The organism is Mycoplasma sp. 2575 (genome assembly GCF_053851635.1).
Window position 1 is genome coordinate 1 of sequence record NZ_JBSQBB010000006.1, and the last position, 16,457, is coordinate 16,457.

Consider the following 16,457-nt stretch of genomic DNA (forward strand, 5'->3'; position numbering starts at 1 on the left):
ACGTCTTTTATGTTGAATACATACAAGACGTTTTTTAATTATAATTAAGGTTATTTTGTTAAAATAATTCAACTTGATTTGTATCATTTAAATTATCTAGTATACCTAGTTTTTTTAGTTCGGAACAAATCTTAGAATTTACTTTTCCTCTCTGGCAAAGATCTTCGATAGATAAAAATTCTTGCTGATTTCGAGCATTAACTATTTGTTCTGCAACGGTATCACCTAGTCCATCAACAACAATAAATGGCGGTATTAAGGATTTGGTTTTTTCATCAACAATTCAATCTTTGGAATGAGATATTGATAAAGAAACGTTTTGAATTTTAAACCCTCGAGCATACATTTCCTTTGTTATTTCAAATGTGGTAATTAATGCTGACTCTTTTGTTGAAAGCGCATTACTTATATCGTTCTTTCTCTTTTTTAAATTCATTAGTTTTATATCAACGCTAGTATACCCTTTTGACATTGTTTCAATATCAATTGCATCTGGTCTTATTGAAAAATATGAAGCGTAAAATTGTAGAGGATAATAAAGTTTATACCAAGCAATTCTTCAGGCCATAATAACATAAGCCGTTGCATGAGCCTTAGGAAACATATATTCAATTTTTTTCAGTGAATTAATGTATCAGTCTGGAACATTATTTTTTATTAATAGTTCCTCTTGCTCTGCGGATAAGCCCTTACCCTTACGGACTTTTTCCATTATTTCAAAGGCTTTTAATGGCTCGATATTTTTTCTTATTAATTCTTGCATAATATCATCACGACAACATACACAATCTTTTAATTTAAACCCTTTTTTGACTAACTCTTCAGCATTTCCGGCCCACACATTAGTTCCGTGACTTAGACCACTTAATAAGATTAAATCATTAAATGTGCGTGGTTGCGCTTCTCTTAACATGTTTCTAACAAAACCCGTTCCAAACTCTGGCAAACCATAAGCACCTGTAGTTTCACCATCAATCATTTTTGGATCGATTTTTAGCGATTCAGTTGTATAGAATAACTTCATAACTTCTGGATCAGATTTTGGTATGTCTTTTGCATTTGTTTTTGTTAAATCTTCAAGCATTTTTATTGTTGTTGGATCATCGTGACCTAGTAAATCAAGTTTTAAAACATTATCATGAATGGATTCAAAATTAAGGTGTGTAGTTTTTCATGAACTATTAACATCATTTGCGGGATAATTAACAGGTGTAAAGTCCTCAACATCAAATTCCTTGGGAATAATAATAATTCCTCCCGGGTGTTGCCCTGTTGTTCTTTTAACCCCGGCCGATTTATTTGCTAAGAAATCAAGAAAAGTTCTTGATCACGGCGCTTCACTTAAGCGCACTTCTTCCATATATTTTCGGCAAAAACCATATGCGGTTTTTAAGGCAATTTTAGATATAGTTCCGGCCCTGAATGAATGATTTTCACCAAATAATTCCTTAACTAAATTGTGAATTTTTGGTTGATAATCACCACTGAAATTTAAATCAATGTCCGGAACTTTGTTAGCTTCAAAACCTAAAAAGGTTTCGAAAGGTATATTATGCCCATCTTTTGAGAGTTTTTTATTGCAATTTGGACAATTCTTATTAGGGAGATCCCATCCTGAATATATATTAGGATCATTATTTCATTCAAAATATTTGCATTCCAAACATAAATAATGTGGTTCAAGTGGATTAACTTCTGATATTTCTGATAGGTTAGCTACTATCGAGGAACCTACTGAGCCACGACTACCCACTTGATAACCATCTTCATTTGAACGTTTAACTAATTTATGGCTAATTCAATAAATTACTGAGTAACCATACTTAATAATAGGGTTTAACTCTTTTTCTATTCTTTCAATGATTATTGGATCAGGACTTTTTCCATATTTTTTATAAAGATTTTCATATACTAAATTACGCAATTTAGTTGGTGAATCATCAAAGGTTGGAACATATAATTTATCTTTAATAACTTGTATGTTCTCAATTTGATTAGCAATTTTTTTTGGGTTATAAATAACAATATCTTTAATTAATTTTTCATCGCCTAAAAAAGCGAACTCATCTAACATTTGTCTAGTTGTTAGATATTGCAACCTTGGTTGTGTTTTTCTTTTTAATCAATGTACCCCACCGCCAAGCGAAGGAGCGTTAATGTAAATGGCATGAATAGTTTTTTGAAAATCATAAACATATCTTGAGTCAGATGTTGCAACGCACATTTTGTTAAGCTTTTTGCATTTTTCGATTAAGTCATGATATGCGAATTTAAGATTTTCTCATGAGATAAGTTCCTCACCCTCTACTAAATACACAAAAGATGAAATCGGTGGCAATTCAATATAATCAAAGTTAACAATTTCTTTTTCTATTGATTCATTTGTACCCAGGATTATTTTGTCCCATAATTTTGAGCGATGTGTCCCCGAACCAAACAAAATATTATTGTATTTTATTTTATCCTCAATGTAAAACTTTGGACCGTCATTATAATTTTTTGTTAGTGATGAAGATAGAATATTGAATAATTCTTTAAGCCCTCTTTGGTTTTTTGCTAATACTCTTATTTCGGAAGACATTATTCTGTTTGATCATTGTGTAGCATCAACATTTAACAGCTCGGATGCACTAAAGATGTTTTTTTCAATGGCTAATCTTGTAATCATTTTTAATCAGACTTGAGCCAAAGCATGAGCATCATAATCAGCCCTATGGGCATCGCTAAATGTATAAATAACATTATGTCTCTTACATACATAATTCATTTTATGCCTTGCTTCACTTTTATCTAAAAAATATGAAACCCACAAGGAGTCAACACAAATTAGATTGCTTGTATCAAGACCTAATTGTCTAAATTTTTCCATACACATATTTATATCAAACGCAGCATTGTGCGCTACACCAATGCGCCCGTTTAAAATAGAATGGATTTTTTTAATTCCCTCTTCAGGGGATAGCCCCCCTTCTAAAAGTTGTTCATTTATTTTGGTTAGTTCTTTGATTTTTTGGCTTAGTGTCTTTTTTGTTTTGATAAAAAACTGAATTTTTTCTACTATTATGCCATTTTTAATTATTGTAGCTCCAAACTCAATAATATCGTCAAAGCGGCATGATAGTCCTGTAGTTTCGAGGTCAAAAACAACGTACTCAGCTTCTTTTAAATCAAAATCCTTAAATTTTTCATATCCTTTAAAAATTAAATTTTTCTTTGAAATTGTAGATAGTGTTGCTCCGTATATAGGTTTAATTCTTTTTTCTTTTTTTAAGGCATTATAGAAAGATGGGAAACTCTGCACATTATCTAAATCCGTAATTGCGATAAATTCATGGCCATATTTTATGGCAGCTTTTATATATTCATTAGGGGAAGAAATTCCGTCTTGAACACTCATGTGTGTTCTTGTAGCTAAATCTATTCTTTTTTCAACCTCATTATCTTCGGCTAATGAAGTTATTGGCTCTGTTTTGGTAAACGCTTGCGCACCGTATGCCATTATAACCTTAGCTTGTGTAAATTTGTCATCAGTTAGCATACCTGTTACATAAATAGTATCACCTTCATTGATAGAAGGTTTTTCTTCTGATTCGTTTTGAATAAAATTGACAGAAATAGCTTCGTTATAATCTGAAATTTTTAATGTTAAAAGGCGTTTGTTATTTTTTAACGATTTCCATTCTAAAAAATAAATTTCCCCCTTTACAATAACTCTTAGTTCTTCAAATGTTGTTAAGGCGGTAGCAATATCCATTTCAACTAATTTAGCCTTAGGTTTTGCGTAATATTTTTGACCGCTACTATTTGCTATATTTTTATCTGGATTTTTTTGCGAAAAACTTAATTCCTCTTTTTGTTGAATTGAGTAGGAGTTTATTAAATTGTTTATGGTTTTTTTCTTACTATTATTTGAATTATCAGCTAATTTATAAATAGGTTTAAGAAATTCAAATCCTATTTTTTCTAGTCCTTGAACAATTAGGTTATTATTTTGTTTGAATTTCTCATATGCAGTTTTTAATGGAATAAGAAAATCTATTTCATTGTCGGTCACTTCTATATGAGCCGAATTTATAAAACCAGAAATGTCATTCAATGATGGAAAACTTTTATCAATAACATATTTTAGATAGTCAGCAATGTTTTTTTTATCTAAAATAACATTTTGAATAATTAAATTAATGCGGCATTTTGGAAATCGAGACTCGACAGCTTTATGAAATTTCTTATATTCATTGATGTTAATATGTTGATCAAATTGTACATCAAAAACTCAGTTTTCAAATCCCTCTTTAATAGCGGGATGTACTAATAAAAGTTTAGCACCATCAAATTCATTAGATGGCTCAAATTTTACCTCTTTACATAGTTGTTTAAAATATTCATCCATCATATGAATTACCTCCAAATCTAATTAATAAATAATATTATTGAAGTCATGATTACAACAAATGAAGTTGAATCAAAACGATCCATAAAACCACCATGCCCTGGTATTAAATTTGAAAAATCCTTTATTCTATATAATCTTTTGATTAGCGAAAAAACAAGATCGCCTAGAATAGATATAAATGGTAAAAGGAATATGCCAGCTATTAATTGTTTTCAATTAGTAAAAATAGAAAATGTTTTGTTTTGTGTTATATGGCCTAAATACATTGTTATAAATACAAAAATTGATCCAAATATAAAACCTACAAAAGCGCCTTCTCATGACTTCTTTGGACTTATTTTAGGAGCCATTCCTCGTTTAATTAATTTTTTTCCAAATAAAGAACCGCCGACATAGGCCATCGTATCAGTGATAACTGGTATTATAATAATGGCGAAGACAAAATATAAATTTGCAGCATTATATATAAACAAGCTTTTAAAAGCAAGTGGGATAAATCATGTTGAAAAAATAGCAATAAAATAAGAAAAAATAAAGTCTCTTTTTATGGTTTTAGTAATGAAAAGATTTACTAGAAATATGCAAGTTATAAAGAGAATTATTAGCAATAGCTGTAATGCTCTAAATTTAGATAGACTATCATATCCAAAAAAAATTGATTTTTTTATCTGTTTTGTCACTATCAATATATTTGAACCAGTTGTTTTTGCAAGACCTATAAAATTACTATGTTCTGGTTGCGCTGAGAACCAATCCAACGGAAAAGCCCAAACTAATACTGTTAAAATAGCTATAAGAATATTTTCCCATCTTTTTAAAATGTTATGAGAAAGAACCTCATAAGTTGCTCATGCAGAAATGATAGCAAAGAAGGAGAAGCCAATAACTTTTCCTGGTATTTTTCCAAAATATGTTATAAATAAAAAAGGCAACAAAATTAATGCTAAAATCATTGCTGACTTTATTCTTAGCTTAATATTTTTCATATTTAATAATTATAGACACTAACAGTTTATTAATGATGTAAAAAAAGTTTTATATTTATATTTTTTTATAGTAGATTTTGCAATAGGGGATATTAAAGTTACAAATATATTTAATTACAAAATTAAAACACACTTTTTTAGTCCTAAAGATGAAATACAAGAAATCTATAGCAAAATTTAAATAGACTTTATCTTTAAATACTTTAAGAATTTGGATTATAGTTTTTAAGAAAGATAATTTTTTATAAATTATTTTGTAAATATCATAATTTTATTCCAATGTAGCTTATCAATAAAAATTTCAATAATTATATGTTAATTATTAAACCCCTTCTTTAAAAAATATATCGCTATACCGGACGATTATTTGAATTTTTATATGATATAATTTTTCTATGCGACAAAAAACTATCAATAAATTATTTTGTATAGATAATATATATATATATATATATTATAGTTAAGAAGTTTCCATTTTTAAAGTATTCTCCTATTATTAATAGCAAACCTTGACATTCTTAAAGAAATTTAAGAATTTTTTTGTATTTTTGATGAGTAAAACAATAAACGTTTTGGAAACTTTTTCAGGTATAGGAGCACAAAATAAAGCAATTACAAACATAAACAAATTAAGAAATAAGGATGTGTTTAAGATAGTGGCCACCGCCGATTGAGATGCACGTGCCAACATATCATATGCCACAATGCATCATAATTTACATGATAATTATCTAAAAATATTGGCAAATAATAATTTAACCACTGAGTTACAAGTGAACGAATTTTTGAAGCAGTTTTGTTTATCTCTTAACTCAAAAACACCTGCAAAGATTAAATTTAAAAGCCTTAAATTCAAAAAATATCTTGCTGCATCAATACTATTAAGTAATAATCAAGTAGATATTCGTAAGTTAGATCCAAATATATTAAAAAAACACAACATTGATTTAGTTACTTATTCTTTTCCTTGTCAAGGACTTTCAGTTGCAAATATGGGTAGAGCAAAAGGAATCAACAATGATGAATCTACTTCATCACTTGTTTGACAAATCTATCGAATTTTGTCCAATTCCTATCATAAACCAAAGTACTTAATAATGGAAAATGTTAAGAATTTATTGTCTCAAAAATTTATGACTGAGTATCAAAAATGAGTTGCGTTTCTTGATGAATTGGGTTATAAAACATTCACAACAGTAATTAATGGTTTAGATGCAGGTTCGATACAAAAAAGAGAACGTGTGTTTGCATTAAGTGTGTTAAAAAACATATATACTCCATTTAGTAATGATTTTGAGTTTCGTGATTTTATTAACAAAATAAATCAAGCAAAAAAATTAAGTCTCGAACAACGAAAAGAACGTTTTAAGAATATCTTTGATTTTAGAAGCAACACAAAAGAAAATATTGATATGTTGATTAATAACACACCTTCTCGACTAAGAATGGTTAATACACAAAAAATAATTAATGATTCTAAAAACTACATCATTAATACATTGACTACTAAACAAGATAGGATACCATGCACTGGAATTATTAAGTGCAAAAACAATAATAAAGCAAAACTTCAATATAGGTTTATAAGTCCACGTGAAGCATTTATGTTAATGGGCTTTGGAAAAGAAGATTATGACAAAATAAAACTTTTTTATGATGAAGGAATATTAACAAAAGAGTCATTACTTAAACAAGCAGGAAACTCTATTGTTGTTGAAGCAATTACGTCAGTGTTTAACGCTGTTGAAGAAATAGAAAAAATAAATGGAGATTTAAATGAGTAAAATAAGTAAGAAAGAGTGAAAAAAATTTTTTAGTAATAATGGATATATAAATTGAAAAATTGACACAAGTATTACAACATATATTGATAATTCTGTTGGTAATTGAATTCCAAATATCAATGATACAAATAAAAAAATATATATTTTTAATAGAAACAACAAAAAATACCAAGCTTTTTTAGGTGAGGAAAGACAAGGCATTTTATTCTATAGATCTAAAGATAATTTATACGCTCATTCAGTATATAGACAAATTATTGATGTTCTTTATAGTACAAGAATAGTTTCCAAAAAGAGTGATGATTATTACGTGAGCGATCAATTTATTACATTTTTAAATAGCAAAACTAGTAAAGATAATTCTTGATTAATATATCAATTCATAAGAGAAAATCTTGGTTCACTTTTAGAAGAATATATAATTAAACCTTTAGAATCTTTTGAGAACTATCAGCCCGATAGTGATGCAGATTACAAAAAAAATGAGGATTTACAAGTAACTAAATATTGGTTTAATGTTTTGCTAAGAGTTGATAAAAAGTATTTAAGCCGCTATTTTATTAAATGTTGAGACATTGAACCTAAAGGGGCTGATTTTGATAAGTTCGTATCTAATATTGTGGGTGAAGACGGTTCACAAGAAAGCAATCAAGTATTAGAAATGTTTAGAAACATCATTGATAAAATAGTAAATATTACAAATGTTGCAAATATTATGTGGGAGCTTCAAGAGATAAATGATTTAGTTGATTTTAAGATACCAAACCTTAACAGTGAATATAGTAATCCATTTTTAGATAAACTGGACAATGCAACAACAACCATTAAGGAACTTTCGGAAATATTATCTTTTAAAGATATTATTCAATCGCAAACAGAATTAAGATACCAAATACCTATATTTCAAAGATCATACTCATGAGATGAATATATCATTAATGGACTTTTTCAAAATATTTTAATTGATTCCAAAAACGCACGTCAAGGACACGATCAGACAACATTTTTGAATACTATAATTTTAATGAGTATTAATTGTAAATACAATATTATTGATGGACAACAAAGAATAGTTTCGCTATTACTAATTTATTTAATGTTATTGAGAAAAGCTATGTCTCTCAATCAGGAAGAAGCTAAGAAAATTTTATTGTCTGATAACGGGCATAACAACATTAAAATTATCAAGAAAATGCTAGAAGATTTTAAGTCTCAATGTCCTGAACACTACACTCAACTATACAATCTATTTTTTAACGCTAAAGAAGTCGACCGTTCAACAAGATTTTATGAAAATTACAATGAAATAGTGCGCAATTTCGATAAAGAAATAACAAAGGATAACATCAAATCAATATGTAAATACTTTTTGAATAATGTAAAAATTAATATTGTTTCTATACAAGAGTACAATAGAGGAGACCTAACTAAAATATTTCAAAATATAAATCAATATAGCAAGCGTCTTGGAGTTTTAGACTTATTAAGAAATTTAATTTTTCAGCACACAACAAACCGCGTAAATATTAATGAGTTTAATAAGACAGTTAATATTTATTTTAGAAAATCAAATAAATTAGATAATGATGAAGACATTAAAAAAATAGTGACATTTATTGATGCTTGACTTGTTAAGGAAGGTAAAGCAGATAAAATAGAAGAAATAAATTCAAACTACTACGATATTACAACTAGAACATTTGAAAAATTTAAAATTTTCACCTCTCATAATTCAAATGCGCGAAACATAATTTATGAATTATGAAAAGAGTTTGTATATTACGAATACGCATTTACTGGGTGCGTTGAAAAAATAGATAATATTATAGATTCTAATTTAACCGTGTTTAAACATGAATGTGTAGAGTTTAAAAATTTTGTTGATGACTTTAATAAAAAAATTAAATATATTAATTTTATTAATTTGCAAATCAATAATATAACATCGGGTGGTTCTAAATCTATTTATGTTCCTTTAATCATATCAATTCTAAACAAATTAAACTTTTTTCCAAATGTTGATTTAAATGAAGAAAATCTTATTATTTTGTCTAAAGTACTATACAAAATTGAAAAGTTTGACACATTATGGGAACTTGATTTTAAAGGACAATCTCTAGGTACATCAATAATTAATAAAACAAATAAATTGTTATTCAAAGATAATAAACCTGTAGATGTTGAATTTGCTAATCAAATTTATAAAGAACTTATTAAGATGCTATCGTTAAATGATGAAGACGATAAAAATATTAAGTTATTGCGCGAACATCTTAATAATAAATTTAATTATGAAATAACTGATGAGAATTCATCATTTAAACCAGTGTCAAATAAACTGTATAAATTAATTATTGCACGTGTATTTAGCGGTTTCAAAAATAAGCGCGAACAGCCTTTTTGATATGAAAAGTTTAGAAGTGAAGATGAACGTCAAAATGATTTAAGCTATTTAAATTTAAGTTATGAACACATATTGCCGCAAAAACCTTCACCAGAAGATCGCAAAGATTTAAAAAATATGAATATTGATTTTAATACAGACTATATGACACTAGTTTACAAGATTGGTAATGGTGATTTAATGTTTAAGCCGGATAACTCAAGATTAAGTAATGAAATGGTTAAAGATTCAAGTAAATATAATATGGTATCAAAAACAAATTTTGCATTAAACACACCAATAATGTCCTTGCTACCAGATAAAGATGGTAATTTTACTGAAATATCTTTTAGCCCAATAGTTGAAGAACCTATTAAATGTCTTGAGGATTTTAAAAATCAAAAGAAATCTATTGATGAACGTACAAATCAAATTATTGAAGCTTATATTTATATTATGTTTAGCGATAAAGCAAATAAATTAAAGTAACATTAATAGAAAATGCACTATATAAAACATTAATTGTAAATAAAACAAAAATATCTATAGTCCCTAAGGTGAAGTATCTAGATTCCTAGATATTTTCAAAGAAAAATGAGATTATAAGTATCACTATGTGCTTAAAAGTTGACAAAAAAACACCGATGAACTAATTGCTTTTTTAATTTTCTAACCGAAATTAGAAATCTTATTTATACAACAAATGTCATCGAAAATTTAAATAGAAATATTAGAAAAATATCAAGAAACAAAACTTCATTTCCTACTGATGACTCTTTAATAAAGATAGTTTATTTTGCAATCCAAAATCAGTTAGAAAAATGAAATAAAGTTGTTTTTAATTGAGGACCTGTTTTTGTGTAATAAATTTACATTTGTGTAATTGCTATTCTCAAATCTCTTACTCAAAAGTAAGCTAGAGATTAACTTACACATTTTTTACACTACCTTTAGAATTTTGCACAACGGTTTTTTATTAAAAGAGACAGTTTGTTAAAAACCGTTTGTGAATTTATTAATAATTTAGGTTTAATTATTTCTTTTTTTATTTTTTATAATTAAAAGACCCTTCCTAATAAAATTTCTTAAGAAAGGTCTAATAGATTTGCACAAAACTTTTTTAGTTTTAATGAGATGCATTAATCTTTTATTATAGTTTTGCCTTTTTGCACAAGTATATTTCTTATAAATTTACTTATTTTTTTATTCTCAGTAATTCCGATGAACTATTTTGATTTTATTAAATTGTCATTAAATCTTTTTCTTTTATTTTAGTTAGTGAATTTATGTTTTCAATTGATTTGTCTATCTCTTTTTGGATTTGGTCCAAATAATTCTTTTGTAGATCTTCTGACAGTTCTTTATCTGCTTTGATGTGTTTATTAATATCCTGGCGGATTTGTCTTATCCCCACCTTTGCTTGTTCAGCGATTTGATTTAATAACTTAGTCATTTCCATACGTTTTTCTGTTGTCATTTGCGGATAAATTAATCTTAATTGATGTCCCATATTAATAATAGTAATATTTAGTTTTTGGTCTATAAGAGTTTTTTCAACTATTTTTAGAATTGCCATATCATAAGGTTTAACTAATAATTCTAATGGTCCATTTGAACTTATTGAAGCTAATTCATCTAAATTCATTCACGATTCATAGTAATTAATTTTAATTTTATTAATCAAAGCGGGGTTTGCTTTTCCGACAGCAACTTTTAATGATTGCACTTCAAAATTGTCGATTGTTTTTTTAATATTCTTTTTTAAATCTTCTATATAAAAACTTAACTCCATAATTCCTCTATTTTTTATTAGCAATGATTGTATTTGGTATCTTATTTTCAATAGCTCTTAATAATGCTTCATTTTCATTAATATCAAAAACTATTATATCAATATTATTTTCTTTTGCCATTGATGCAGCGGTTTGATCAATAACCTTAAGGTCTTTTTCAAGCAATTCATCATAAGTTAATGTATTGAATTTAATTGCATTTTTATTGAATTTAGGGTCACTATCATACACACCATCAATATTGTTTTTACCCATTAATATTGCATCAGCTTCTATTTCGGAAGCATATAATGTTGAAGCGGTGTCTGTTGTAAAAAAAGGTCTACCAGTTCCGCCAGCAAAAATTACTACCTCGCCACTTTTTAGGTATTTTTTAGCCTTTTCATTTATATAAACCTCGCAAACCTTGGGATCTAGTGTTAATGAAGATAATACTCTAGTTTGTAATCCGTTATGTTCGAAACCTGATTGTAAGGCAAGTGCATTCATAGTCGTTGCTAGCATACCAATGTAATCAGCTCTAACTCTTTGAATACCATTTTTCGCAGCGCTTGTTCCCCTTCAAAAATTACCGCCGCCAACAACAATTGCAACCTCGACATTATTGGCAATAATAACTTTAAGTTGTTTAGCAAATTTTTCAACTAGCTCATAGTCAATAGCTAAATGTTTTTCTTTATTTGCTAATCCTTCTCCTGAAAGTTTTATTAAAACCCTTTTATATTTATAAGACATTAAATAACTCCTCTAAAAAGTTTTACTATTTTTAAAATTATATATTTTTTAAAATTAATATAACTATTTTAACTCAACAAAATAAGTACTTTTAACCCAGTTTCTTATCAAGCAATATAAGTTTTTGCCTTGCTTTTTTAACAGCATCAAATGCGCCCGGTCTTGACATTGCTAACTCATCAGCAATTTCAGCAAAAGATAAATCTTCAATTAAATGGAGATATAGGGCTTGCTTTTGTGATTGTGGTAATAATTGCCCATATTTATCAAACAATTTAATAATTTTTTCTCTTTCTTCAATATCTTCCATTATTCATTTATATCTTTCATTAAACCATAAATATATGAATCAAGATCAAATTCGGCTAAATCGTCTATCCCTTCCCCTAAGCCTATGAATTTTACGGCTAGATTAATTTCATCTTTAATTGTTAATACAATCCCTCCCTTTGAGGTTCCGTCCATTTTTGTTAAAATAATTCCAGTTAGATTTGTCGCTTCGCCAAAAGCTTTTGCTTGTGAAATACCGTTTTGGCCAGTTGTAGCATCCAAAACTAATAAACTTTCATGAGGAGCGCCTGGTATTTTGGATTGAAGTACTTTATTAATTTTAGCTAATTCATGCATAAGGTTAATTTTGTTTTGCAATCTTCCTGCAGTATCAATTATTAGAACATCATAATTATCGTTTTTAACTTTATCAATTGCGCGATAAACAACTGCCGCAGGATCTGTTTCATTGTTAAGCGGTTTTACTATATCTGCCCCAACTTTATTAGCCCATATCTCTAACTGTTCAACGGCTGCAGCTCTAAATGTATCCGCAGCAGCAATTAAAACTTTTTTTTGTTCTTGAATTAACTTGTGAGCGATTTTAGATATTGAAGTAGTTTTACCAGAGCCATTAACACCAACAACCAAAATTACATTAATTCGGTTGTCTTGAACATTAAGACTTGTATCAATAATTGAATTAGAGGCATAGAAAGTAAATAATTTGTCTGCAATAATTTCATTAATCAATTTAGGGTCTTGAATGTTTTCGTTTTTAACTTCTTTTTTACATTCATTAATTATTATTTGAACTAATTTTATTGAAATGTCTGACATAATAAGTAATTCTTCGAGTTCATCAAAGAAATTATCATCAATTTTATTATGCCTATTTTGTATTTGTTTAATGCTTTCAATGAATGAGGAATTTGATTTAGATAAACCTGCTATGTAATTTTCTAATTTATTTTTTTTGTTTAATTCTTTTGCAAGATTTTTCTTTTCCTTACTTTCTATTTTAGCTTGTTTTTTTGCAATTCTTTCCTCTTTTGTTCCAAAAAGTTTATCTTTTAGTTTTGACCAGAAACCCATAATTTCTCCTATATGTTTTGATATGATTTTATCTATATATTTTATTATAAAAATTATAATTATGTTTTTAGTAAAATTAATAGATAAACTATGAATATTAAAGCAATTGAAAACGACAAGTATTTTAAACAAAAATATAACTTCAAATATCTTTTAAGGTTATCTTTTCCCATTTTTATTCAGACATTATTTTTTGCCACAGTCACCATTGCAGGATCATTAGCTGTCAGTTTTTATAATCGTGTTTATCATGCTGATGGGTCTTACAATGGCTATTATTTTTATACTTTTGCAAAGATATTTGTTGTATATAAAATAATAACTTTCTTACCATTATTATTCCAACTTGGTGTTTTAGTTGTAGCATCCAATCTTTATGGTCAAGGAAAGCAAAAAGAAATTGCAAAACTTCTTTGATCAGCTTTTTATTTATCACTAATTTTGAATGGCGCAATATATTTAATTGTATTTTTTAGTGCTCCTAAACTTTTATCACTTTCAGGCGCTAAAAATACTTTTATTATTGGTTGAAAAAAGGAAGTTGACTATAACAATTTTATAAGTAATTTAAAGAAATCTAACTTAAAATTAGAGCAGGTTTATCAACTGGATTTAAATCATAAAATATTTGTTGGTGGATTTGCTGATGGGATCAATTATATTCCAACTAATGTTGAAGTAGAAGTTAAAAATGAACATAGTTTTGCTATAAAATTTTTAAGAATTGGTACTATTGATATTTTTATAACTTCCATTGCCTTTATAATGAATTCTTCATTGCAAGCAATAAAGAAAAATAAACTTGCTATAATTGGCGTAATTGTTGGAACAATTGTTAGAACAATTTGAATTTTTATCATTCTATTTGTAATAAAAAATGCATTCCTGGCCTCACTTGAAATTATCATAGGTTCATTAATTAATATTGTGATATCTAGTATCTTAGTGAAAAAATATGTTGTCAAGAACCATAAAATTAAGTTTAAAGAAACATGGAATAATAAATATATTAAGGAAATTCTTAAAATCGGTTTCCCGATCTCACTAGAAACAGGGATTTGATTTGTTTCGCAATATTTATTATCAAAGGCTATTCCGGACGCTAAATTAAATGATAGGTTTATTGGCCTTTGAAGGGCTTTGAATAATATCTATGATTTATTTGCTGCTTATTTGCTAGCATTAAGTTATGTTACCTCATCTGTTGTGGCAACACAAATCGGAAAAAATAAACTTGATAAGGCTAAAAAAATTGGTAATTTGGCTTATAAAACTGGTTTTATAGTTCAGCTATTATTCGGCATTTTGGGAATTATTTTAACTTATCCCTTGTTTAAAATATATTCAATAGAGACAAAATTAATAAACCAATATTGTTACATTTTAATGAGCATTTTTGCAATTAAATCATTGATGGATGTAGGGCCATTAACAACATTAAGATCTTTGTGGGGAGCCAATGATGTTTGAATGCCTAATTTAATTTCTATATTCACAATGATTGGATTACAAACTAGTTTTGTATATATTCTAATTCTTTTTGGAAGCAATAATATAAGTCAAGAAATATTTTTAATAAGTTTAAGTTCTATTGCAATAATTGATCCACTATTTAGGACTTTATTATATTTGTTACGCTGAAATACAGAAGCTTGGAAGAAATTTGCAAAAAAACTTTAAAGCAGCAAATATCTAAAATTAAATTATTGATTTTTTAAAAAAAGAATTATTATGTTATGTCATAGTATAAAATAGGCGTTAATATAATGGCAATGCACTATTTTTTTAAAAATATATAATGTGCAAATGTTATTTTTCGTGGATATTTCCTCACCTTTTTTGGGGGGGCAGCATAATATAAGCACCTTCTTTGTTATGCAATAGATAATAAAGATTAATGAATAATTTTTAAGAATTAATAGGCAAATAAAGCAAGGATATTTTTATATTGTTTCTTAATATTTAATTACGAAATCATATCGTTTAATAAAACAATCTTTAAGATTAAAATTTTAATGCTTATGATCAAATAAATCAAATATTTAATAAAGTTATCCCTAATTAATTTTGGATAGTTAGGTTTTAGCTTAAAGTCAGAATAATTAAATAGTTTTTAATCCGAAAAACAAAAAAAATAAATAAAAAAATCAGCCATTTAGCTGATCAAAAATTATTTGATTGAATAGTGAAGATCATTGTTTTCTTTAAGCGCGTTAGTTAGTTGTTTTTTAACAGTATCATTTTCAATGGTTAATTCTACGCTATGAGCATCATTATTTTTTCCAAAGAAGAAAAACATTTTTTCTGAAACACGAGTAACATTTTTTGGTAAGTTAAGCATTGTAAATTCATTTAGCGCCAATGCCGAGTCTTCAATAGTGTTAATGTTCTTTAAATTTATTTGAGTTAATTTATTTTTAGCGAGAACACCAAAACTTAGTTTTTTTAGTCTTGCCGCGGCTTCGATATTGATTGAAGTTATTTGATTGTTATAGAATGCTTTTTCATTTATTTCTGCAATTGATGATGGTAGTTCTACTTTAGTTAATCTGTTGTTTGCAAAAGCTTCATCTTCAATTTTTGTTAGGTTATTTGAAGAAATATCAAATTGAATTTCTTTTAATCCTAAATTGGCAAAAGCGCCTTTTTCAATAATTTCTAAACTGCTAGGAAGAATAATTTTTTCTATATTAATCTCATTTTTTTTAATATCAAAGATTCCTGGTGCAGCAAGAAATTCAGGAGCTGCATGCGATTGTTCATTAGTGTTTAAAAACAAACCATGTAATGAATTTCCTGAGAAGGCTCCAGCTGGAATAACCTTTAGATTAGTTTTGCTTAAATCTAGTGTTTTAGTATCTTTTTTGTAGTTTTCTCTACCAGCCGTTCCTAAAACGAAGGCTTTCGCAAAATCATTCAATGATTCGCCTCTCGAACACGAAACAACTAGGGCAGTAGAGATGCAAGGAACAGAAATACTTGTTAATGTTAATAATATTTTTTTTGCTATCTTCATAA

Annotated in this window: 11 protein-coding genes; 4 read left to right on the forward strand and 7 right to left on the reverse strand. The window is 27.5% G+C overall.

The annotated features are described in order from the left end of the window. Positions 1–58: 58 nt before the first annotated feature. Entirely contained in the window at positions 59–4,393 is a 4,335-nt protein-coding gene (locus ACWXVU_RS01585) for a PolC-type DNA polymerase III (protein WP_456012032.1), read from the reverse strand. Between the two features lie 17 nt (positions 4,394–4,410). Continuing rightward, entirely contained in the window at positions 4,411–5,379 is a 969-nt protein-coding gene (locus ACWXVU_RS01590) for a phosphatidate cytidylyltransferase (protein WP_438340507.1), read from the reverse strand. Between the two features lie 551 nt (positions 5,380–5,930). Here ACWXVU_RS01590 and dcm point away from each other — a divergent pair. The 3 genes from dcm to ACWXVU_RS01605 all read left to right on the forward strand — a co-directional run bounded on the left by dcm (position 5,931) and on the right by ACWXVU_RS01605 (position 10,410). Next, on the forward strand, positions 5,931–7,163 hold the full coding sequence (dcm, locus tag ACWXVU_RS01595; protein WP_456012033.1) for a DNA (cytosine-5-)-methyltransferase: 1,233 nt from the start codon (positions 5,931–5,933) through the stop codon (positions 7,161–7,163). Then, positions 7,156–10,035 carry a DUF262 domain-containing protein gene (locus ACWXVU_RS01600; protein WP_456012034.1) on the forward strand — a complete coding sequence of 960 codons (2,880 nt, stop codon included), beginning with the start codon at positions 7,156–7,158 and terminating at the stop codon, positions 10,033–10,035. Before dcm ends, ACWXVU_RS01600 begins: the two co-directional genes overlap by 8 nt. Before the next feature lie 138 nt (positions 10,036–10,173). Continuing rightward, on the forward strand, positions 10,174–10,410 hold the full coding sequence (locus ACWXVU_RS01605; protein ID WP_456012035.1) for a transposase: 237 nt from the start codon (positions 10,174–10,176) through the stop codon (positions 10,408–10,410). Between the two features lie 376 nt (positions 10,411–10,786). Here ACWXVU_RS01605 and ACWXVU_RS01610 read toward each other — a convergent pair whose 3' ends face one another. From ACWXVU_RS01610 to ftsY, 4 genes are all read right to left on the reverse strand, one after another. Then, positions 10,787–11,338, reverse strand: coding sequence for a ribosome recycling factor (locus tag ACWXVU_RS01610; RefSeq protein WP_438340511.1), 552 nt, complete (start codon positions 11,336–11,338; stop codon positions 10,787–10,789). A 7-nt stretch (positions 11,339–11,345) separates the two neighbouring features. Continuing rightward, positions 11,346–12,074, reverse strand: coding sequence for a UMP kinase (pyrH, locus tag ACWXVU_RS01615; RefSeq protein WP_438340512.1), 729 nt, complete (start codon positions 12,072–12,074; stop codon positions 11,346–11,348). 91 nt (positions 12,075–12,165) lie between these two features. Then, positions 12,166–12,384, reverse strand: a complete 219-nt coding sequence (locus ACWXVU_RS01620; RefSeq protein WP_438340513.1) for a sigma factor-like helix-turn-helix DNA-binding protein — start codon at positions 12,382–12,384, stop codon at positions 12,166–12,168. Then, positions 12,384–13,439 carry a signal recognition particle-docking protein FtsY gene (gene ftsY / locus ACWXVU_RS01625; protein ID WP_456012036.1) on the reverse strand — a complete coding sequence of 352 codons (1,056 nt, stop codon included), beginning with the start codon at positions 13,437–13,439 and terminating at the stop codon, positions 12,384–12,386. Before ftsY ends, ACWXVU_RS01620 begins: the two co-directional genes overlap by 1 nt. 90 nt (positions 13,440–13,529) lie before the next feature. On the opposite strand from ftsY, the gene ACWXVU_RS01630 reads away from it, so the two are divergent. After that, entirely contained in the window at positions 13,530–15,119 is a 1,590-nt protein-coding gene (locus ACWXVU_RS01630) for an MATE family efflux transporter (RefSeq protein WP_456012037.1), read from the forward strand. Between the two features lie 490 nt (positions 15,120–15,609). Here ACWXVU_RS01630 and ACWXVU_RS01635 read toward each other — a convergent pair whose 3' ends face one another. Next, positions 15,610–16,455: a leucine-rich repeat protein gene (locus tag ACWXVU_RS01635; RefSeq protein WP_456012038.1), complete on the reverse strand. Its 846-nt coding sequence runs from the start codon at positions 16,453–16,455 to the stop codon at positions 15,610–15,612. Positions 16,456–16,457 lie beyond the last annotated feature (2 nt).